The sequence below is a fragment of the Sphingomonas sp. 28-62-20 genome (assembly GCF_002281505.1).
This window is the reverse complement of record NZ_NCGH01000006.1, coordinates 1-21,841: the sequence shown is the minus strand read 5'-3', so window position 1 is coordinate 21,841 and position 21,841 is coordinate 1. Positions and strand designations below refer to the sequence as shown.

Here is a 21,841-nt window from a genome sequence, read left to right as displayed (position 1 = left end):
CGGTAAAGCCGGTCTGCGCAGTGAATTCGTCCTTTTGTTGCCTCAAATGAGGGTATCCAAAGCTGCCGAAAAAGGGACTGTTTCTTCGAAAAGATGCTGTTAAGCTCGTCCGATGGAGGCGGTGGGGACAGTTCAGGACAGCGCGAACGGAAGCACATTGCGTTTCCGCGCCAAGCGCGACGCCATTCTCGCTGCTGCTGCCCAGGCGATTAATGAACAAAGCGCCAAGGGCATGACCTTTGCCGATGTCGCCCAGCGCGTGGGGCTGAACACCACCAGCGTCACTTATTATTTCAAGCGCAAGGAAGACCTTGCCGCTGCCTGTTTCGAATATACGCTCGAACAGCTCCAGCTGATGCTGGAGGATGCGATGAAACAGCCGACACCGCAGCAGCGAGTCGCGCGCTATCTGGCGATTAATATGGATCGGCTCGCGCGCATTCAGCGCGGCGAGGCAACGTCATTCGCCGTGCTCTCGGACCTTCGCGCGATGGAGGAGCCAGTCCGTGGCCGTCTAATGACCGGGTGGCGCGATGTGTTCCGCCGAACCCGCGCGCTATGGGGCCCCGGCGAAACCCGCGCCGAAACCGATCTGAACGGCGCGCGCGCGCATGTGTTGCTGGAAAATACCTTTTGGCTGCCGATTTGGCTGGTCCGCTATGACCCGGATCAGTTCGACCGCGTCCAGCAACGGCTGATGGCGGTATTTTCCCAAGGGATTGCTCCAAGCGGCGCGGCTTGGGCACCGGCCCGGATTGATCTTGATCCTGATGAGGCAGAACCGGGTCGCGAGGCATTTTTGCTGGCCGCGACAAGGCTGATCAACGAGCTTGGTTATCGTGGCGCATCGGTGCAGAAAATCGCCTCGCAGCTGAACGTGACCAAGGGCAGCTTCTATCATCATCTCGATGCCAAGGACGATCTGGTGATCGCCTGCTACAAGCGCAGCCTGGATACGATCGCCAATGCGCAGCGGCTCGCCGGGCTGGAATCGGGCAGCTATTGGCAGCAATTGTCCAGTGTGATTTCGACGCTGCTCGACATTCAGTTTTCCGAACGCGGCCCGCTTATGCGGACCACGGCACTTTCCGGGCTGCCGCGATCAGTGCGTAGCGCCATGGTCGATCGTTCAAACCGGATTGCGCGGCGCTATGCCGGCATGATGACCGATGGCATCGCCGAGGGATCGATCCGCCCGATCGATCCGCTCATCGCGGCGCAAGCGCTGATGGCGCTGCAAAATGCCGCATTCGATATGCGCAAATGGGCCAGCACAATGCCGCGGGAGCGGGCGATTGCCTTTTATGCTTCGACAGTGTGTTTCGGGCTGTTCGATAATCGGGTGCTGGCGCTGTAAATCACGTGCCGGTGCTGCCCTGATCTAGCAACCGGCACCCCCTCCGCGTGATCCTCAAGCCGATTTTGCTGCATTCATCCGTTGCAGCAACACGCCAGCGCGCCAGTAATGAAAGATGGCCCAGGGGGTCAGCAAGCTCGCGCTCATCAGTGCATAGCGCAGCGATTCAGCCCCGAAAATCGGCTTATAGAGATCACTCAGAATGCCGGTGACGCTTGGGCCTAGCCCCAGCCCGATCAAGTTGATCACCAACAGCGTTATCGCTGCCCACACCGCCCGCATCCGGGTTGGTGCCAGCCCCTGGATCAGCGCAAAGCTAGGTCCAAGATAGCTTGATGCCAGCAGATAGGAGATGATGATCGCCGCGAAACCAGTCGTCAGATCATAAGTAAAATAGAACAGCACGGTAAACGGCAGCGCTATCAGCTTGAGCGCTGCGACGAACCAGGCTTGGACATGCAACCCATGGCGCCGTCCTAGCGTATCGGCGATCCGCCCGCCCATGATGCCGCCAAAAGCGCCTGCCAGGGCAACAGCGGGCGCATAGATCAACGACACCTGCATTAATGTCATCCCGAAGGAGCGTTGTAGATAGGACGGGCCGAAATTTGCCGTGGCATAGCCGACCAGCGAGGTGATCGTGACGGCCAGGATCAGATGGATGGCGGGCGGGCAGGCAAACAGGCTTTTCAACCCATCAAAAAGCGACGGCAGCGCCGATGTATCCCGCACCTGTGATGGCGGATCGGACAGGCCGCGGCGCGGTTCAACCATTGTCAGCCGCACAATGATTGCCAGCAGAATTCCTGGCAGGCCAACCGCCGCCATCGCCCAACGCCAGCCATAGGCGCTGGCGATCACCCCGCCGATGATCGCGCCAAAGCCACCGCCCAGCACAACGCCGGTTGAATAAATTCCCATCGCGCCGGCGCGCTTTTCGGGCGGGTAGAGATCGGCGATGATCGAATGACTGGGCGGGCTTGACCCCGCTTCCCCCACGCCCACGCCGATCCGGTAGATCAACAGTTGCAAAAAGCCTTGCGCGGTGCCGCACAGGGCGGTCATCGCGCTCCATAGCGTCAGCGAAATGGCGATGATATCGCGTCGGCTATGCCGATCCGCCAGCCACGCAACGGGGATGCCAAGCGTGGCGTAGAATAATGCAAAGGCAAAACCCGACAGCAGCCCCAATTGGGTGTCGCTCAGCCCGAGATCGGCCTTGATCAGTTCGAGCAGGATCGAAAGGATATAGCGATCCATGAAGCTGAAAAAATAGACCAGCGTCAGCAGCAACAACGTCAGGCTGCGGCGGCGCAGGGCACGCTGGTCTGCGGTTTCGATCGGAGAGATACTGATACTGGCCATGCGGCAACCGTTCCAAGGTCAAAGGGCAGAAAAAAAGCCGCCGCCTGGGTAACCCCCAGGCGGCGGCCAATCTAATCGGACGAGATCATTCTCAGAATTTCTGCGTGATGCCGAACTTTGCCGTGATGCCGAGCGGCGATGCCGTGAACGGATCATAGTTGAAGTCAAGCCGAGCAAAGGGCGGCAACGTGTTGAGAATGTTGAGCGCTGACAGCGAAATCGTCGTTTTGGTCGGCAGGTTCACCCGATAGGTGAAATCAAGCGTTCCGAACGATCCGATCTGGGCTCCCCCCGTCACCGCTGCGCCGGCCAGCGCCGGATTAGCGCCGAAAACCGATCCGGCAGCCGTGCTGAAGGAGCGTTGATCGGTATAGCCATCAACATAGTTATACTGGAGCCGAACGCTGTGGATATCCCGATCGACCTGCATGAAAACATTGCCCTTTAGCTGTGGCAACGGATACGCACTCGTCTGGAAATTGAGCAACCCTACCCCGTCAAAGGCAGGCTGAACGACAATGCCCTCAACCGTGATGTTCCCGGTCCTGTAGTTGATGACATAGGTACCATTCACGCCGAGCACGAGATCATATTCGCCCACGCCAGCGCGATAATTTGCCTGGAAATCAATGCCCGATGTCGAAACATTGGCGCTGTTGATCTGCTGGGTCCGCAAGCGTTGCACGTTATTGATCCCACAACCTGCGGCCGTGAAGGTAAAGCGGGCACGAAGATTGGCGAAGGCTGGATCGGTGCAATTTGCCGCCGTCCCAAACAAGGCACCGACAATACCGGCAACCGGCTCTGATTCAATCGGACCTGAGACATCATAGCGGAAATAATCGATGCTGGCATTGAAACCACCCGCATTGAAGATCAGCCCGCCACCATAGGTTGTTGTTCTTTCGGGCGAAAGATTCGGGTTACCGTTGATATCAATTGCGCGGAACGCCGTACCGATAATCTGCAATGAGGTGACATTACCATCAAGATTTGCAGCAGGCGGCCCACGGAAGGTGGTACCTGCACCACCGCGAATGGCCAACCATGGCGTCACCTGCCACCGAACACGGCCCTGCGGATTGAAGGTCGAACCAACAGAGCCGCCATAATCTTCAAAGCGGGCAGAGAACTGCACGTTCAGCGTATCAGTAACGGGTGCCTGCAATTCGCCAAACACGGCGTAAACGCTGCCACGCAGCGCCCGGTTAAGGTTCGTGCCGAGGAAGCCCAGCGCACCGGTCTGCTGCGTGCAAATGGCGTTGGCATTCAGCGGCGATCCCGGGCACGGATTAACCGCCAGATTGGAATCAGCATTATATTCGATCGCATATGTGTCACGGCGATATTGGCCACCAAGCGCGAAGGAGACGTCACCGCCGGGCAGCTGCAGACCGGTCTGACCGCTCAAGACGGCATCAACCACGATCAACTGCGTGTTGACGGCTGACCGCGACGTGCGGAAGAAATTATCAATCGTCGCCAAATCGTTCACCAGGCCAGCACCGGGCGTCAGGTTAAAGCCCGCTGGACTCCGTGTTCCTGCGAAATTGGGGTTGACGGCACCGGTCGCTCCGTTGGTCGAAATCGCGGTAGAGAACGGATTGAAATAGGTACAGCCATTGGTGCCAGCCACCGCTGCCAGCTGCGCTGCGGTGAGGCCAGCACGCGATGCCGAAGATGCAAAGGCACAATTAGGGCCGCCGAAACCGGCAAGGGCATTCTGCAACAGATCGCCAAAAGTATCGGTACCCTCAATCGCGCGATCATATTCAGAATAAGTGAACCCGGTATCGAGGTTTAAACTGCTATTAATCGCCCACTCAAGGCCGGCGGTGAACCGCACCGAATGCGATTCACGTGGGCTGAATGCCGCACCGCGATCATTGGTCGCATTCTGGAACAGCGGATTGCCGCCGAGCAGGAAGGGACGAAACAGCACGGGAAAAGCGCTGATCGGTTGGCCGGGCGCGCAGCCCGCGGCCGCACCGTAAAGCGCACAATAATCGCGTTGCGCAGGCGCATAGCTGGGAACGACAAAGAGACCAAGGCCGGCCACGTTTGACGGAAGCAATGGACTGAGGCCATTGACTGGCGCACCCGACGCCGAAATCAAGTTGTTAAAACCATTGGCCGCGTAACCCGACGGCGACAATGTGGGCAAATAGCTGGGCGAAGTCGTAATCCGCGAGCGCGATGTGCCGTAAAGGGCGCTGGCCGAGAACTTCAAATCGGGGGTCAGATCAATCTTGGTCTCGACATAGGCTTGCAGCCGCTCTTCGGGTTCAACCAGATTGTCGAATTGGCCAAAATTGGTGAAGCAGCGATCATTGCCAGGACGCGCAGCCGGCAAGCTCCGGAAACCACCAACCGCTTCGCAACCAAGATCGGTCGAAAATGCGCTGCCGCCGACCAGCGGGCCATTAAAGTCAAAGTTGCCGGGACTACCACCGCCGCTGAAGCCGCCTTGTGGATTGTTCTGGTACGGTTGCACGGTGAATGGACGATCCGTCGTGCGCAATTCTGAGCGGCGCTGATAGCCAAAGGAGGCGAAGACCAGGAAGCCGTCCTTGTGGTGACCATAGCTGATCGCCCCAGTATAGTCGCCGTCAGAACCCGGAATATAACGATAGTCGCCCGATGCCTGGAACCCCTGCTGTTCGCTGCGGGTGATGAAGTTGACCACACCGGCGACCGCATCGGAACCATAGGTAGCAGCAGCGCCGTCCTTCAGAATTTCAATCCTGCCGATGGCGCTTTGCGGCAACAGGTTAATGTCGACAACCGGAACGCCGGTACCAGCACTGACCACGCGTTTGCCATTGAGCAAGACCAGGGTGCGCTGTGGACCCAGACCGCGCAAATTGACGCTGGCCACGCCTTCCGACCCTTGAGCGCGCGCATCAAACTGATTCGCATCGCCGAGCACGCCGTTTGACGTCGGGAGATTCTTGAGGAGATCAAGCGCGGTGGGGCTACCCTGACGCGACAACTCGTCGGACGAAATCACGTCAACCGGAAGTGCAGCATCTTCAGGCGTGCCGCGGATCAGCGATCCGGTGACGACAATGTCGGGGGCAGCTTGCTCAGTATCGTCGCTTTGCGGTAGCGAGGCGGTCTGCGCCGACGCCGGCATGGCGATACCTAGGGCAAGGACGGAGCAGGCACAGGCGGCCAACAACTTAGTCTTAAGCATCTCTCTCTCCCACAAGGTCGGATCACTAGGCGGATTCCGTACCGTAATCTCGAATAGACAGAGAGAGAGCCGCTGCGTCAAGCGAAACAAGGGTTGCCAGATGCTACCTTTACAAGGGCTGTTGCTAAAAAGTCATATATTGGACACACAGCCGGTCAACAGGACCGGCTTTCGAAACCCCGGACACCCAAGCTTTGTCGGACGCCGATAATGGGCGCTCAACCATCGGCAAAGCCCCAATTTCCGGAACGTTAATAGCCGTTAAGCCGGGCAAATCTTTCACGATGGAACGCGGCGTTGCCCCACATTGCCTCCAGCACAGCCGCGCGCTTGATGTAGAAGCCAGCGTCATAATCATCCGTCATGCCGATGCCGCCATGCAACTGGATCATCTCGCGGCTCGCCAATTTCAGCGTATCACTTGCCACCGCCTTGGCCAGCGTCACTGCCTGGTCGACATCCGATCGACCGGAATCGATTGCCTCAAGCGCGGCTTCCACCGCCGACCGCATCAGCTCAATCTCAGTGAACAGCTTTGCCATGCGGTGCTGCAGCGCCTGAAAGGTAGAGAGCAGCTGACCGAACTGCACGCGCGTCTTCAGATAATCATTGGTGGTCTCAAACGCCTGCACGGCAAGGCCGAGCATTTCGGCACACACTGCCGCCGTTGCGCGATCGATAATGGCCTGAGTAGTGGTGCCTTCAAGCTTTTCGGCCGGAGCGCCGTCAAAGCTGACCTGTGCATGACTGCGTGAATCGGCCATTTGCCGGTGCGCCCGCGTGACGCCCGGCGCGTTGCCCGCGACCAGATAGAGCCCGTCAGTGGCGGCAACGACGAACAGCGCAGCGCTATCACCTTCAGCCACAAATGCTTTCGTGCCGGTCAACTTGCCGTCCTGCACGGTCGTCGCGATTTTGGCTGGATTGTGGACCGGGCCTTCGTCAATCGCCAACGTCGCGACGACTTCGCCGGTGGCGATCCGCGGCAGCCAGCTCGCCTTTTGCGAGGGCGAACCGCCGAGAACGATCGCCGTCGCCGCCGCCGCCGTCGATGCCAGCGGAGAGGCCGCCAGATTGCGCCCGAGCTGTTCAAGCACCAGGCCAAGCGACAAATAGCCAAAGGCCGTGCCGCCAAATTCTTCAGGAATAACAATCCCGGCCAGGCCCATTTCTGCCATCTGGCGCCAGGCATCAGCATCATAGCCAGCCGCCGGCGCGGCATCGCGCATCTTGCGGAAAGCGGCGACTGGCGATTCATTGTCCGCCCATTCGCGCACCATGTCGCGGATCATCGTCTGTTCGTCGTTCAGTGCAGCCATTGTTCTGGTCCCGCTTGTCGATCAATTCACAATCGCCATCCCGGCGAAAGCCGAAGTGCCGGTTTTCCCTGGTCGGTTATTGCTATTGGTGATCGAGCATCCCGAGAATGCGCTTGGCGATCACATTATTCTGGATTTCGGTTGAGCCACCATAGATTGAGACCGCCTTGCCCCACAGCCAGGTGCGGGTCTGCGCGAGTTCGGCATCGCTGAACCCCTCACCCTCCCAGCCGAGGCCATTCATGCCCATGATTTCGATCGCCAGTTCGGCGCGATCCTGCGTCAGCCGCGCGCCGACATTTTTCATGATCGAAGACGCCGCCGACGGTCCTTGATTGGATTTCGCTTCAATCGCGGCGCGCCGCAGCGTCAGCATGAAGGCGCGCTGGTCCATCTCGTGCCGCACGATCCGCATCCGCAAATCGCTGTCCGCCAAACTGCCATCGTCATTGGCACCGCGATATTCCTTGGCGAGCGCTGCCATCGGCTTGCCCGCAAACAGCCGCGCGGCAGCGCCACCGCCCGAAAGATTGCTGCGTTCATGCTGCAGCAATCGCTTGCCGATCGTCCAGCCCTGCCCTTCGACACCAACCAGGTTTTCCTTGGGCACCTTCACATCAGTGAAAAAGGTTTCACAGAATGGCGACTGGCCGGAAATCATGCGGATCGGCCGGACTTCCACGCCGGGCGAGGTCATGTCGATCAGCAGAAAGCTGATGCCCTCATGCTTCTTGCTCTTGTCGGTACGGACGAGCGCGAAGCATTTGTCGGCCCATTGCCCGCCAGAGGTCCAGGTCTTCTGGCCGTTGACGAGATAATGGTCGCCCTTGTCCTCGGCAAAGGTCTGCAAGCTGGCGAGGTCCGATCCCGCGCCGGGCTCTGAATAGCCCTGGCACCAGCGCACTTCGTTCTTGGCAATCGCGCGGATATGCTCCTGCTTTTGCGCTTCGTTGCCATATTCGAGCAAGGTCGGCCCGAACATCATCACCCCCATGCCACCAATCGGGTTCCACGCGCCGACGCGACCCATTTCTTCGGCGAGCACCCGCGCCTGATGCTTGTCCAGCCCACCACCGCCATAAGCCGCTGGCCAGGTCGGCACGCCCCAGCCCTTGTCGCCCATCGCTTTGACCCAGCCCAGCTCGTCGGCGGATGCATTGCTTGGCCCCTCCAGCAGGGACATGCTGTTGTCCTTGCCTTTCAGCGACGCGGGAAAATTATCCGCGAGCCATGCCCGCACCTCGGCGCGGAAGGCGTCTAGCGCATTGGCTGGCGTATCGAGTTCGGGTGCGGTTGCCATGGACTCTCTCCTTCGGGACCGAATCTGAAGATCGGGTATGGCGGATGCATCGCACAAATCAGCGCGGCGCGCAAAGGCCGCAACGGCCAAATCTTGCTTGTCCGCCGCTGCCGTTACGGCATAAGGCCCTGCCCGCCCGCTTCATGCTCCCCGGGAGCCAACCCAGCCGGAAGCTGCCCGATGTCATTTGCCAACCGCGCCGTCCCGATTGTGCTCGCCGCTGTGCTGATCGACACGATTGGATTCGGCATCGTCATCCCGATCCTACCGCAGTTGATCACTGATCTGGGCCATGTTGATCTTGACCAGGCGACCCGGATTTCGGGCTATCTGCTCGGCGTCTATGCGCTGACGCAATTTTTCGCCGGCCCAGTGCTCGGCAATCTCGGCGATAGTTTTGGCAGGCGGCCCGTGCTGATCGCTTCGATGCTCGCCTTTGCGGCCGATTATGCCTTGATGGCCTTTGCCCCGACGTTGGCCTGGCTGTTCGTCGGCCGCGCCGTCGCTGGCGTCGCTGGCGCGATCTATGGCCCGGCGAGCGCGGTGTTGGCAGACGTTACCCCGCCCGAGGGTCGCGCCAAGGTGTTCGGCTATATCGGTGCAGCGTTCGGCATCGGCTTCATCATTGGCCCGGCGATTGGCGGCTTGCTATCTGATCTTGGCCCCCGCGCGCCCTTCATCGCAGCGGCGGCCCTGGCGCTGATCAACGCGACGGCGATGGTTTTCCTGATGCCGGAATCGCTCGCCCCGGCGCTCCGTCGCCCATTCGACTGGCGCAGTGCAAATGTGATCGGCGCGTTCCGCCCACTGCTCAAAAGCGGAGGCGCAGCCCCGCTGCTGATCGCCTGGTTCATCTGGTCCCTGGCCAGCAACGTCTATCCTGCCACCTGGTCGTTCTGGTCGGCAGCGCGCTTTGGCTGGGATGCGCGCGCGATCGGCTGGTCGCTGGCGTTTGTTGGACTGGTGATGGCGAGCGTCCAAATGCTGCTGACCGGCCCGATCATTGCGCGGCTGGGAGAGCGGCGCGCTGCGGTCCTCGGGCTAGCGAGCGGCACCGGCGCCTTCTTCACCTATGTCGTGATCACCCAAGGGTGGCAGGCCTATGCGGTATTCCTCGTGAGCGGACTGTCGGCGCTGGTCTTTCCAGCGATGAACGGGCTGCTATCGCGCTTGGCCGATGCCTCGCATCAGGGCGCATTGCAGGGCGGTATTGGCAGTATGAACAGCATCGCCGCCGTGATCGCGCCCTTGCTGCTCACGCAGGCGCTGGCGAACGGGGTCGAGCGCGGCTTTGCGGGGGCGGCGTTTCTAGTGGCGGGGGCGCTCGCGGGCGTGGCGCTGCTGATCGTGGTGACGAAGGTGCTGGGTCGGGTGCCGCCAAAGGGCGCAGCAATCGAGGGAACGGCGACAGGCTAGCCCCTACCCCTCTTTCTCCGGCCGCCGCGTCAGTGCAACATCGAGGTGACCGCCGGCATCGACCAAGGTCACCTCGCCGGTTACTGCGCGCATCGCTGGATCGAGCAGTGCGACGATTGGCGCAGCGACATCGGGGGCCATCGTCGCCATTGCCATCGGCACGCTGGCGGCGATGCGGGCGTTGAGCTTGGCAAAGCCCTCTTCGCCCAACCGCTTTTCAAACCAGCCGGTGCCGACATAACCAGGGGCCACGGCGTTGACGCGGATCGCCGGGGCAAGCGCGCGCGCCAGGCTCTTGGTCATCGTGATCAGCGCGCCCTTGGAGCAGGCATAAGCGACCGATGACCCCATGCCGAAAACGCCCGCAACCGATGCAACGCTGACAACCGCGCTCATCGGACCCGCCTTCATTGCCGGGGCGCAGGCGCGAATCATCTGGAAGGCGGCAATGGTGTTCAGACGATAGATGTCGATGAAATCCTCCGCCTCGAGGGCATCGAGATCCTCGTGATTGGCGAATTTGGTGCGGCCCGAATTGTTGACCAGAAAATCGATGCGCTCAAAGCTATCGACCGCGACCTTCGCCAGCTTGCGGCATTCACTATCCTCGACAATGTCGGCCTGCACGGCGATCGATCCATTGCCGATCTCTGCCGCCAGCGCCTCGGCATCATTCTTGCTCGACGCATAGTTGATCACGCAGCGCACGCCGCGCTCGGCGAGTTGCCGAACCACCGCCGCGCCAATGCCTGTGCCGCCCCCCGTTACAATGGCGACACCGCCTTGCATGCGATCGGCGCTCAAGCGGCAGCACTCGGGCGAGCGGACGCTCGCGCATGCCACGCGGTTAAATTGGGCATATCGTCGGGAACGGGCATCCCGATAAAGGTGGCGAAATCGACCGTGCACAGCAAAGCGATGTCAGCGATCGAATAATCCTTGCCCGCCAACCAGGGCCGATCGCCGAGCGCGCTATCGAAAACGCGCAGTGCATCATTCACCTTTGGTCGGTTGCTTTCGCCGAAATCCTTATATTGCGGCACGACGACGCGGGCCGTGAAGGGATGGCTGTGCTGCCAAACCATGGATAGCGGTGTGCCCAGTCGAAGCTCGACCCGCCGAGTCCACATATCGACTTCGGCCACGCCCTTTGGCCCCTTGCCGAACATCGGTGGATCGGGATTGAGCGCTTCGAAAAAGCGGCAAATTGCGATGCTTTCTGTAATCACCTCGCCATCGTCGAGCTTGAGCGCGGGGATCTGACCAAGCGGATTGACTGCCAGGAATTCAGGTTTCTTGTGATCTCCGGCCATGATCGACAGCAACTCGGTGGGCACTTTCAGCCCCTTTTCCGCCAGAAAAATACGAACGCGGCGCGGATTCGGCGCGGGATTGGCGGCGTCAAAAAACAGCACAAACTTGCCCCTTGGTGATTTTCGAAGATTGCGTATGGCATTTCGCACAAGCCTCGCCTAGCCATCCCAATCGCCAGACACGGCAATGATGGGGACGAAATGACCGACGCAGGGATGACAGCCGCAACGCTCCTGACCAGCGATTTCGAGACCTTGCCAACGTTGCTGCGCGCCCATGCGGCGGAACAGGGCGCCAAGCTGGCACTGGTCGATGAGTTCGGAACGATCAGCTATGCGACCCTAGATCGCATCGTCGACCAGGTGGCAGCCGCGCTTCAACGCGATGGGGTTGAACAGCGCACCTGCGTCGCAATCTGTGCAACACCCTCGATCAATTACAGCGTGGTGTTCCTCGGCGCGCTTCGGGCCGGATGTGCCGCAACGCCGCTTTCGCCCTCCGCCACAGGCGAGTCGATCGCTGCGATGATCCGCGATAGCGGTGCCCCGATTGCCTTTGTCGATGCGAGCACGATTGGGTTGCTTGACGGGCAAAGCCTTTCAGCCAGCCTGATTGACCTCGATAGTCCGTCCTTCTCCGCCTGGCTCGCACCAGAAGGAACGAAGCCCGCCGATGTGACAATCCTGCCGGAAGATCCCTTCAACGTTATCTATTCGTCGGGCACCACGGGCACCCCCAAGGGCATTGTCCAGAGCCACGCGATGCGATGGGCGCATATCCACCGAAATTCGGGCGCGGGCTTTGGCGACGCGGTGACGATGATTGCGACGCCGCTCTATTCGAACACGACGCTCGTCACCTTCCTGCCGACCCTGGGCTGGGGCGGCACAGCGGTAATCATGAAGAAATTTGATGCACGCCGGTTTCTGGAACTGGCCGCCGCCCAGCGCGCGACGCATGCGATGCTGGTGCCCGTGCAATATAACCGCATCATGGCCGTGCCGGATTTCGATCACTTCGATCTTTCCGCCTTCCGGCTCAAAACCTGCACCAGCGCGCCATTTTCTGCAGCATTGAAAGCAGATGTCGTTGCGCGCTGGCCAGGGTTGCTTGTCGAATATTACGGCATGACGGAAGGGGGCGGCACGACAATGCTGGTTGCCAACGCCAACCCGACCAAACTGCACAGCGTCGGTGTGCCAATCGACGGCCATGACATCCGCTTGATCGACGATGACGGTAACGAAGTTGCCCCCGGCGACATGGGCGAGGTCGTCGGTCGCAGCCCGGCGATGATGACCGGTTATCATGGCCGCAGCGATGCCACCCGCGCGGCCGAATGGTATGACGCAGAGGGCAGACGCTACATCCGCCACGGCGATGTCGGTCGCTTCGACGAGGACGGCTTTTTGATCCTGATGGATCGCAAAAAGGATCTGATCATCTCGGGCGGTTTCAACATCTATCCCTCCGATCTGGAAGCGGTCCTCGCTCAGCATCCCGATGTCGCCGATAGCACGGTGGTTGGCGTGCCGTCGGAAGCTTGGGGAGAGACCCCCGTTGGCTTTTATGTGGCGCGTGGGGAAGGCAGCGATCCGGCCGCGATCATGGCCTGGACCAACGAACGTCTGGGCAAGACCCAGCGCCTGTCAGCCCTGCATCAGGCCAGCGAATTGCCGCGCAGTGCGATCGGCAAAGTCCTCAAGCGCGAATTGCGCGACCAGCTTGCGAAAGTCCCTGCATGACACCGATTGCTGATATCCTGGCCGCGATGGTCCCGACAGATGGCGGCTATACCGGAACAATCCCGGCTGGCTGGTTACAGGGGCGCACAGCCTATGGCGGGCTGTCGAGCGCGATTGCCCTGCACGCGGCGCAGCAATGCGAGCCAGATTTGCCGCCGCTCCGCTCGGCCCAGATATCCTTTATCGGGCCGCTGGCGGGCGACATTACCGTGACTGCGACCAAGCTCAGGCGGGGGCGGACGGCGGCCTTCATCCAAGCCGACATTGTCTCTGAAGCCGGGCTTGGCCTGCGCGCGACCTTTGTCTTCATGGCAAGCCAGCCGTCCAAGCTGGATTTTGATCAGCGGATGCCGGTCGATCGGCCCTATCCCGCACCCGATGCCAAGGTCTTCACCGGGCCACCGGAATATTTCATCCACAATTTCAATTTTGTCGATCAGAAGGATGGCGTTGGCCCCGGCGAGCTGCTGCGCTGGGCACGACTGCGCGCGACCGCCGGGCTTGATCCGATGGTGCAGATGATGGCGATTGCCGATGCCCTGCCCCCGGCGGTCGCCCGCCTATTTGACGGCAGCTTTCCGCCGGTCAGCTCGGTGACCTGGATCGTCAACCTGCTGACGGACACACCGGCCACGATTGACGATTGGTGGCTGTTGTCCGCCAAATCGGATTTCGCGCGCAACGGGTGCAGCAGCCAGACGATGCGGGTGTGGAATGCCGAGGGGCAGTTGATGGCGGAAGGCATGCAGAGCGTGGCAATCTTTGTCTAACGGCCCGCTCGTTCCAAAGGCCACGCCGCTTGCGACAATTTGCGACAGTTTTGATCATCGCTGACAAATCGTCGCGACAGCTGACGTCCAGATAGGTCCAGACGATGGGGATCAACTCCATCAGATCATCAGGATCAACGCCATGAAGAATTTCATTATTGTTGCTGCCTTAGTGACGACGGCCATCGGCGGCGTGGCCATTGCAGGTCAGATGGAGGGCGGTCCTCGTCATGGGCCACACGGAGGCCTGATGGCCCAGGCCGATGCCAATCACGATGGCACGCTTACCCGCGACGAAGTCATCGCCGCAGCTACCACGCGCTTCGACAAGGTCGATGCCAACCATGACGGCAAGATCACCGCCGAGGAACGCAAGGCTGCCCGCCAAGCGATGCGTGAACGCTGGATGGGCGCGAAAGCCGATAGCGGGTGGCGCCACGGCCCCGGCATGGGACATCGTGGTCCAGGCGGCCCGGGTGGTCCAGGCGGTCCAGGCATCGGTCACCCCGGCCCCGGCGGCGGCCCCGAAGCCATGCTCGCCCGGCTCGACGCCAACAAGGATGGCAAGATCAGTCGCGACGAATTCATCACCCCGATGACCGCCCGCGCGACCAGCCATTTCGATCGGATCGATGCCAATCATGACGGCTTTGTCGAGAAGGCCGAAATGGATGCCGCGCGCCAACGGATGCGCGGCGGACCCGGTCATCCCAATCCCGCTGGGGCACCCGGCGAGCCGCAGCAGCCCAATTCCGGGCAGTAACTTCCCTCTCGCCGGGCGGGTTCCCCCCCTCGCCCGCCCGGCGATAGTGGTCGGCCCGTGCCCGCCAACAATTGCTGTCCGGAGCCGACTTCCATGCTAGACAGAGTGTCGATGGTCGATCAGCCCCATCTTCTGCTTGTCGATGATGAGCGCTCGATCCGAGAGCCGCTTGCACAATTCCTGCAAAAACAGGGGTTTCGTGTCACCCAGGCGAGTGATGCTGCAGCCGCACGGACCCGGCTGGCCGCTTATGCGATCGATCTGATCATTCTCGATATCATGATGCCCGGGGAAGACGGGCTAAGCCTGACCCGCCACATCCGCGAAACCAGCGAGATCCCCGTTATCCTGCTGACCGCGCGCAGCGAAGAGACTGACCGCATCGTCGGGCTGGAAATGGGCGCGGACGATTATGTCGTAAAACCCTTTTCCCCGCGCGAACTGGCGACGCGTGCCAAGGTCATCCTGCGCCGTGCGGCCAGTGGCGGCGCGCGCCAGCACGCCCCTGATTCAGGTTCCTATGCCTTTGCCGGTTGGGTGCTGAAAACGGGCGAGCGCGCACTGGTCGATCGCGAGGGCGTGTCGGTCGCGCTGTCCACCGGCGAATATAACCTCCTGCTCGCGCTCGCTCAGCGCCCACGCCAGGTCCTCACCCGCGACCAATTGCTCGATTTAACCCAGGGCCGCGAAGCCGCCGCGTTTGATCGCGCGATCGACAATCAGATCAGTCGCCTGCGCCGCAAGATCGAATGTGATGCCAAAGCCCCCGACCTGATCAAGACAGTCTGGGGCGGCGGCTACACATTGGCAGCGGAAGTCACCCGGCTTTGACCAAATTCTGGCCCCGCAGCCTTTCCAGCCAGATGGCGGTACTGGTGGCGATTGCGCTGTTCGTCGCGCAATCGATCAACTTTGCCATGCTCTATCAGGGCCGGCGGCAAATATTGCAGCAGCAGGTGGTCGGCCCGGCGCTGACGCGCATCATCGACGTCACTGATCGGCTGGCTGCTGGCAGAAGCATCGAAACGCTGAACCGCGACCGGATTCGCATCATGCGCGCCAATCCCATTCCCGTCAGCCGCCACCCCTTGCCAGATATCGAGCAAGCGCTGCGCGCCGCGTTGATCGATGCCGGCATCCCGGTCGGCACCATTACCAGCGATGTCCGCCCGATTACCCCCAACGACCATCGGCTGGAACGCTATGGGCGGCGGATGTCGCGCTTTGCCCGCTATGGTGCCGAGCTGATCATCGCGGTCGAGTTACCCGGGCGCTATTGGCTGGTTCTGTCCGCGCCCTGGCCGCGATCCGGCTGGCCGTTGCTGGGACAACTCATCGCCCAAACACTGATCCTCTATGCGGTCGTGCTGCTGCCGGTGCTCTGGGGCGCGCGGCGCATTTCGCGGCCACTGCAATCGCTGGCGGGCGCGGCCCAGCGCTTCAAGCCCGGCGAACCGCAAGACCCGCTCGATGAAAGCGGGCCCCAGGATGTCCGCGCGGTAATCACCGCGTTCAACGCCCTCAGGCTGCGGGTGACGGCGATGCTGGATGAAAAGGACCGGATGCTCGGCGCGATTGGGCATGACCTGCGCACGCCTTTGGCGGCGCTGCGCGTCCGGATTGAATCGGTCGATGATGATGATGACCGCGCGCGCATGGCCGACACGATCGACGAAATGAACCGCACGCTCGACGACATCCTGTCGCTTGCGCGGCTTGGTCGCCCGAGCGAGGGCAAGACCGAGGTCGATCTGGGCGCGCTGGTCGATGCCGTGGTGGAGGATTTTGTCGCGATCGGCAGCCCGGTGGCTTTTGTCGAAACGGATCGGCTGACGCTGGCTCTGCGCCCCTCGCTGATGCGCCGCGCGATCCGCAACCTGATCGAAAATGCCGTCAAATATGGCAAATCGGCCGAGGTGCGACTGGAGGCCAGCGCCAAGAGCGTTGCGATCATCGTTGCCGATAAGGGGCCCGGCATCCCCGCCGATAAGCTGGAGACAGTGTTCGACGCCTTCACCCGGCTGGAAACATCGCGTAACCGGGATACCGGCGGCTCTGGTCTTGGCCTGGCGCTGGCCCGCGCCATTGTCCGCGACGCAGGCGGCGACATCACGCTTGCGAACCGGGTGGATGGCGGGCTGAACGCGACGATTACGCTACCGCGCGTCCTTTGAAGCCAAGGTGCGTCTCCGCAAAGCCTGCGCCCCGCCTTCCTCAATCCCACGGTCAACAGCTATAAGCGGATCAATACGCCACGCACTGTATCCGGCGCGACCTGGGCGCCCAATTCGGTGACCTGGACCGGCAACAACCGCACCCATATGATCCGCGTGCCGGAGGGCGACCGTTTCGAGCTTCGCCTCGCGGACGGTGCGGTGAACCCCTTTCTGCTGCCCGCCGCCGTGCTCGCTGCGCGCGCTGGAGGGGGCGAGCGTGCTGCGCGAGGCGCTGGGGTCGCTGGTGCCTGCTTGCCTGAAGCTGAAGCATGTTGAATGGAACGATTATGCCCGCCATCTGACGCAGTGGGAGCGCGACAGGACGCTTGATTGCTGACATGTTGACCAAATAGCAAAAGCGCGGGAGGAGAGGACGGAACATGGCAATGCTTGAAGGCAAGGTGGTCGCCGTCACCGGGGCGGGGCGCGGCATCGGGCGTGAGATCGCTTTGCTCTGCGCGCGCGAAGGAGCCGCCGTCGTCATCAATGATTTCGGCGGATCGGCGGACGGCGAGGGTCTGGATGCGGGCCCGGCGCAGGAAACCGCCAACGATATCAAGGCGGCGGGCGGGCGGGCGATCGCCAATACCGCCAGCGTCGCCGACCCCGCCGGGGCCGCCTCGATCATCGAGGATGCGGTCAAGTCCTTCGGGCAGATCGACGCGATCGTGAACAATGCCGGCATCCTGCGCGACCGCATCTGGCACAAGATGAGCCATGAGGATTGGAGCGCAGTCATCGACGTCCATCTGAACGGCGCATTCAACGTATCAAAGGCAGCGACCCCCTATTTCCGCGATCAGGGATCGGGCAGTTTCATCCATTTCACCTCGACCAGCGGGCTGATCGGCAATTTCGGCCAGGCGAACTACTCCGCCGCCAAGCTCGGCATTGTCGGCCTGTCGCAGTCGATCGCGCTCGACATGGCGCGCGCGGGCGTGCGCTCCAACTGCATCGCGCCATTCGCCTGGAGCCGGCTGGTCGCGACCATTCCAGCGACCACGCCCGAGGAAGAGGCGCGCATCGAGCGACTGAAGACGATGAGCGCGGACAAGATCGCGCCGCTCGTCGCTTTCCTCGCCTCCGATGCGGCAAAGGAGGTCAGCAACCAGATCTTTGGCGTGCGCAAGAACGAGATATTCCTGTTTTCGAAACCGCGCCCGATCCGCTCAATGCAGAAATCGGAAGGCTGGACGCCAACCAGCATCGCCGAGGAACTGCTCCCCGCCTTTCGCCCGAGCTTTGCCGATCCGGCCGAGCGATCGGGCGACGTGTTCAGCTACGATCCGATCTGATCGGGCGGCCATGTATCCCCTGCTTTCCGGCCTGACGGTGATCGAGGCATCGTCTTTCGTGGCGTCGCCTTCCGCCGGGCTGTATCTGGCGCAGATGGGCGCGGAGGTGATCCGCGTCGACCAGATCGGCGGCGGTCCCGATTTCGGGCGCTGGCCACAGGCGGCGAACGGCGCGAGCCTCTATTGGGAGAATCTGAACCGCGCCAAGAAATCGGTCGCGCTCGATCTTGGTCGGCCAGAGGGCCGCGAATTGCTGCAGCAAATGGTGCGCAGCATTGGCCAGTGCCTGACCAATTTTCCGGTCGCGGGATTCATGGCGCATGGCCGTTTGGCGGAGGGTCGCGCGGACCTGATCACCGTGCGGGTGATGGGGATGGCCGATGGCAGCCCGGCACTCGATTACACAGTGAACGCGGCGGTCGGCTATCCGGATATGACCGGGGCGGGGCCGGAGCCGGTCAACCATGTGCTGCCCGCCTGGGATTTGCTGACCGGCGCCTATGCCGCCTTTGCCATGCTGGCGGCAATCCAGCACCGGCAGACCACCGGCCTGGGCCAGGAAGTGCGCATCCCGCTCAGCGATGTCGCCATTGGTACCGTCGCCAATCTGGGATCGATCGCCGAGATGCGCGACACCGGCGCTAACCGCGAACGGCTGGGCAATGCGGTGTTCGGCGCATTCGGCAAGGATTTCGTAACCCGCGACGGCGTGCGGGTGATGATCATGGCGATCACGCCAAAGCAATGGGCGGCCCTTGTTGTGGTGCTCGACATCGCGACCGATATCGCCGCGATCGAACAGGCGCGTGGGGTCAGCTTCGCGCGCGATGAGGGGTTGCGCTTCCAGCACCGCGACGCGTTGTTTCCGCTGGTGGCATCAAAGGTGACAGCGCGCGACTATGCCGGGTTGAAGGATGATTTCGACGCGCATGGCTGCTGCTACGGCCCCTACCAGACGATGCTGGACGCAGCGCATGATCCGGTGCTGGTCGGCAGCAATCCGATCTTCGGCGCGACCGCCAACCCCAGCGGAGTCGCCTATCCGGCAGCGGGGGCGTTCGCGACGATCCCGCAGCTCGAACGCGGGGCGCCCCGCCCTGCACCCCGGCTAGGGGCGAACAGCGATGAACTTTTGGAACGCGTGCTTGGCCTCTCCTCAGGACAAGTGGCCGCATTGCACGACAAGGGACTGGTCGCGCAGGCCTGATCGCCCGCTGCGCACAACCGACAGGATAGATGATGCACGACTATACCGACATTCGCGAGGAAGTGGCCAAGCTTTGCCAGCAATTCCCGGGCGAATACTGGCGCGCCAAGGACCGCGCGCGCGCCTATCCGACTGAGTTCGTCACGGCGCTGGCAGAGGCCGGCTATCTCGCCGCGCTGATCCCCGAGGAATTTGGCGGTGCCGGCCTCCCCATTTCGGGTGCGGCGGCGATCCTGGAGGAAATCCAGCGACAAGGTTGCAATGGCGGCGCCTGCCATGCGCAGATGTATATCATGGGCACGCTGCTGCGGCACGGATCGGATGCGCAAAAGGCCGAATATCTGCCGCGCATCGCGACCGGAGAACTGCGGCTGCAGGCGTTCGGCGTAACCGAGCCGACCAGCGGCACCGACACGCTGTCGCTCAAGACAACCGCAAAGCGCGACGGCGACGATTATGTCGTCAACGGCCAGAAGATTTGGACCAGCCGCGCCGAGCATAGCGACCTGATGCTGCTGCTCGCCCGCACCACGCCGCGCGAGCAAGCCGCCAAGCGCACCGATGGCTTGTCGGTCTTCCTCGTCGATATGCGCGCGGCGGTGGGCAATGGCCTCACGATCCGCCCTATCGAAACGATGATGAACCATTCAACGACCGAGGTTTTCTTCGACAATCTGCGCGTCCCCGGCGCCAATCTGATCGGTGAAGAGGGCCAGGGCTTTCGCTACATTCTCTCGGGCATGAATGCAGAGCGGTTGCTGATCGCGGCGGAGTGCGTGGGCGATGCCAAGTGGTTCATCGACAAGGCGAGCAGCTATGCCAAGGAGCGCGTGCTGTTCAACCGCCCGATTGGCCAGAACCAGGGCGTCCAATTCCCGATCGCGCGCGCCTATGCCCAGATGCGCGCCGCCGAGCTGATGGTGCAAGAGGGCCTGCGCAAATATGAGGCTGGCGAGGCGGTCGGTGAGGAAGCCAATATCGCCAAGATGCTGGCGGCAGAGGCCAGCTGGGCGGCGGGCGAAGCGTGCATCCAGACGCATGGCGGCTTCGGCTTCGCGGCCGAATATGACATTGAGCGCAAATTCCGCGAGACGCGGCTCTACCAGGTCGCACCGATCTCGACCAACATGATCCTCTCCTTCATCGCCGAGCATGTCCTCGGCCTGCCCCGTAGTTATTGATGGGCGCTTGGGACGCCTGGATTGGCCGCAGCGAGACGCGCCATGACCAGCTGACTCCCGCCTTGCTCGCCCGGTTCCGCGCGACGATCGACAGTGAAGAAACCAACGAAGCCGCGCCCCAGGGCATCCATTTCTGCCTGTGCACCCCCGATGCCGCGACCAGCGTCCTCGATAGTGACGGGCATCCCAGGCGCGGCGCTCTCTTGCCGCCGGTGCCGCTGCCGCGCCGGATGTGGGCATCGAGCAAAATCGAGTTCCTGTCCCCGCTGACCGTCGGCGCGGCGATCAGCCGGCGTTCGACCGTGACCGGCATCGCCGAGAAGACCGGCGCGTCGGGCGATTTGGTGTTCGTGACGATCGACCATGAGACCACGGCCGATGGCGTGATTGCGGTGCGCGAGGAACAGACTTTGGTGTTTCGCGCCGCGCCAACCGACGCCCCGGCACCGCGCCCGCCCGACCAGTCTATCGATATCGGCCAATGGCCGTGGCACCGCCCGCTCATCCCCGGCCCGGCGCTGCTGTTCCGCTATTCGGCGCTGACCTTCAACAGCCACCGCATCCATTACGACCTGCCCTATGCTGTCGGGGAGGAGCATTATCGCGGTCTCGTCGTCCACGGCCCGCTGACCGCGACACTGTTGCTCGATCTGGTCGCGCGCGAAATCGGGCCCAACCGTCTCCGCCACTTCGCGTTTCGCGGCGCGGCCCCTGCCTTTGCGGGGGAGCCGCTCCATTTGGTCGGCAGGCAAACAGGCGACGCCATCACGCTGTCCGCGCTCGGCGGCGATGGCCGCACGATCATGACCGCCGAAGCCACGCTTTCATGACCTCACACCCTGTCCCGAATTACCGGCTAATCTGTCGCATTCCGCCCCGGATTAATGGTCGCGTCCTTCTGTATCACGCCAACTGAAACCAACATGTTCGGGGATTTCCACGCAGATTGAAGGGGCCACAGCAATCTTGGTGGGCGGGGCATCGGGCACAGCTAGCAACCTCTCTTGTCATGACCTGCTCCCCTGAAAAGTCCTCGGATTGAGGTTAGCCTGTTCCTCAAGAGAGAGACAGGCAGTGAAGCGATTGAACCGCACCGGGATTGTCGGAGGCTCCAACTCCTGAGAAGGTGGATCCTGTATGAGCAAGACAACGAACAAGTTTTCACCCGAGGTTCGCGCCCGTGCGGTGCGGATGATATTGGACCACGAGGGCGATTATCCGTCGCGCTGGTCGGCCGTGGTGTCGGTTGCCGACAAGATCGGCTGCGCACCGCAGACGCTTCACGAGTGGGTGAAGAGGGCCGCGGTCGACAGCGGCAGGCGGGCTGGCGTGCCAAGCGATACGGTCGATACGCTAAAGGCGCTGGAACGCGAGAACCGCGAGCTGCGGCAGGCCAA

The 21,841-nt window shown here is 61.9% G+C and carries 19 protein-coding genes; 13 read left to right on the top strand and 6 right to left on the bottom strand.

What is annotated here, in order from left to right:
• Nucleotides 1-112: 112 nt before the first annotated feature.
• Entirely contained in the window at nt 113-1,357 is a 1,245-nt protein-coding gene (locus B7Y43_RS05700) for a TetR/AcrR family transcriptional regulator (RefSeq protein ID WP_374130658.1), read from the top strand.
• Between the two features lie 54 nt (nt 1,358-1,411).
• On the opposite strand, the gene B7Y43_RS05695 is transcribed toward B7Y43_RS05700, so the two are convergent.
• The 4 genes from B7Y43_RS05695 to B7Y43_RS05680 form a co-directional block, all read right to left on the bottom strand.
• Nucleotides 1,412-2,722 carry an MFS transporter gene (locus B7Y43_RS05695; RefSeq protein ID WP_374130657.1) on the bottom strand — a complete coding sequence of 437 codons (1,311 nt, stop codon included), beginning with the start codon at nt 2,720-2,722 and terminating at the stop codon, nt 1,412-1,414.
• A gap of 91 nt (nt 2,723-2,813) precedes the next feature.
• On the bottom strand, nt 2,814-5,918 hold the full coding sequence (locus B7Y43_RS05690; protein WP_374130656.1) for a TonB-dependent receptor domain-containing protein: 3,105 nt from the start codon (nt 5,916-5,918) through the stop codon (nt 2,814-2,816).
• Nucleotides 5,919-6,169: 251 nt separating this feature from the next.
• Nucleotides 6,170-7,237 (bottom strand): acyl-CoA dehydrogenase family protein, encoded by a 1,068-nt coding sequence (locus tag B7Y43_RS05685; RefSeq protein ID WP_374130655.1) that lies wholly within the window; start codon nt 7,235-7,237, stop codon nt 6,170-6,172.
• 82 nt (nt 7,238-7,319) lie between these two features.
• Nucleotides 7,320-8,537, bottom strand: coding sequence for an acyl-CoA dehydrogenase family protein (locus B7Y43_RS05680; protein ID WP_374130654.1), 1,218 nt, complete (start codon nt 8,535-8,537; stop codon nt 7,320-7,322).
• A gap of 180 nt (nt 8,538-8,717) precedes the next feature.
• Here B7Y43_RS05680 and B7Y43_RS05675 point away from each other — a divergent pair, with 180 nt between their 5' ends.
• Complete coding sequence (locus B7Y43_RS05675) at nt 8,718-9,953, top strand: MFS transporter (RefSeq protein WP_374130653.1); 1,236 nt, start codon at nt 8,718-8,720, stop codon at nt 9,951-9,953.
• A gap of 3 nt (nt 9,954-9,956) precedes the next feature.
• On the opposite strand, the gene B7Y43_RS05670 is transcribed toward B7Y43_RS05675, so the two are convergent.
• On the bottom strand, nt 9,957-10,757 hold the full coding sequence (locus B7Y43_RS05670) for an SDR family NAD(P)-dependent oxidoreductase (RefSeq protein ID WP_374130652.1): 801 nt from the start codon (nt 10,755-10,757) through the stop codon (nt 9,957-9,959).
• Complete coding sequence (locus B7Y43_RS05665; RefSeq protein ID WP_374130651.1) at nt 10,754-11,368, bottom strand: glutathione S-transferase family protein; 615 nt, start codon at nt 11,366-11,368, stop codon at nt 10,754-10,756. The genes B7Y43_RS05670 and B7Y43_RS05665 overlap by 4 nt, the downstream gene beginning before the upstream one ends.
• Nucleotides 11,369-11,482: 114 nt before the next feature.
• Here B7Y43_RS05665 and B7Y43_RS05660 point away from each other — a divergent pair, with 114 nt between their 5' ends.
• The 11 genes from B7Y43_RS05660 to B7Y43_RS05610 form a co-directional block, all read left to right on the top strand.
• Nucleotides 11,483-13,012, top strand: coding sequence for a class I adenylate-forming enzyme family protein (locus tag B7Y43_RS05660; protein ID WP_374130827.1), 1,530 nt, complete (start codon nt 11,483-11,485; stop codon nt 13,010-13,012).
• Entirely contained in the window at nt 13,009-13,782 is a 774-nt protein-coding gene (locus B7Y43_RS05655) for an acyl-CoA thioesterase II (RefSeq protein ID WP_374130650.1), read from the top strand. The genes B7Y43_RS05660 and B7Y43_RS05655 overlap by 4 nt, the downstream gene beginning before the upstream one ends.
• 142 nt (nt 13,783-13,924) lie before the next feature.
• Nucleotides 13,925-14,545, top strand: a complete 621-nt coding sequence (locus B7Y43_RS05650) for an EF-hand domain-containing protein (RefSeq protein ID WP_374130649.1) — start codon at nt 13,925-13,927, stop codon at nt 14,543-14,545.
• 111 nt (nt 14,546-14,656) lie between these two features.
• A complete protein-coding gene (locus B7Y43_RS05645; protein ID WP_374130648.1) occupies nt 14,657-15,376 on the top strand; it encodes a response regulator in 720 nt (239 codons plus the stop codon).
• A 32-nt stretch (nt 15,377-15,408) separates the two neighbouring features.
• The gene (locus B7Y43_RS05640) at nt 15,409-16,719 is read left to right on the top strand and encodes an ATP-binding protein (RefSeq protein ID WP_374130826.1); all 1,311 of its coding nucleotides are present in this window, start codon (nt 15,409-15,411) and stop codon (nt 16,717-16,719) included.
• 24 nt (nt 16,720-16,743) lie between these two features.
• On the top strand, nt 16,744-17,037 hold the full coding sequence (locus B7Y43_RS05635; RefSeq protein WP_374130825.1) for a hypothetical protein: 294 nt from the start codon (nt 16,744-16,746) through the stop codon (nt 17,035-17,037).
• Nucleotides 17,038-17,141: 104 nt separating this feature from the next.
• A complete protein-coding gene (locus B7Y43_RS05630; protein WP_374130647.1) occupies nt 17,142-18,056 on the top strand; it encodes an SDR family NAD(P)-dependent oxidoreductase in 915 nt (304 codons plus the stop codon).
• A gap of 10 nt (nt 18,057-18,066) precedes the next feature.
• A complete protein-coding gene (locus B7Y43_RS05625; protein WP_374130646.1) occupies nt 18,067-19,263 on the top strand; it encodes a CoA transferase in 1,197 nt (398 codons plus the stop codon).
• A gap of 32 nt (nt 19,264-19,295) precedes the next feature.
• Nucleotides 19,296-20,444, top strand: a complete 1,149-nt coding sequence (locus B7Y43_RS05620) for an acyl-CoA dehydrogenase family protein (RefSeq protein WP_374130824.1) — start codon at nt 19,296-19,298, stop codon at nt 20,442-20,444.
• The gene (locus B7Y43_RS05615) at nt 20,444-21,274 is read left to right on the top strand and encodes a MaoC family dehydratase N-terminal domain-containing protein (protein ID WP_374130645.1); all 831 of its coding nucleotides are present in this window, start codon (nt 20,444-20,446) and stop codon (nt 21,272-21,274) included. The genes B7Y43_RS05620 and B7Y43_RS05615 overlap by 1 nt, the downstream gene beginning before the upstream one ends.
• Before the next feature lie 307 nt (nt 21,275-21,581).
• Nucleotides 21,582-21,841 (top strand): transposase (locus B7Y43_RS05610; RefSeq protein WP_374130644.1); only part of this gene is annotated, 260 nt, incomplete at its 3' end.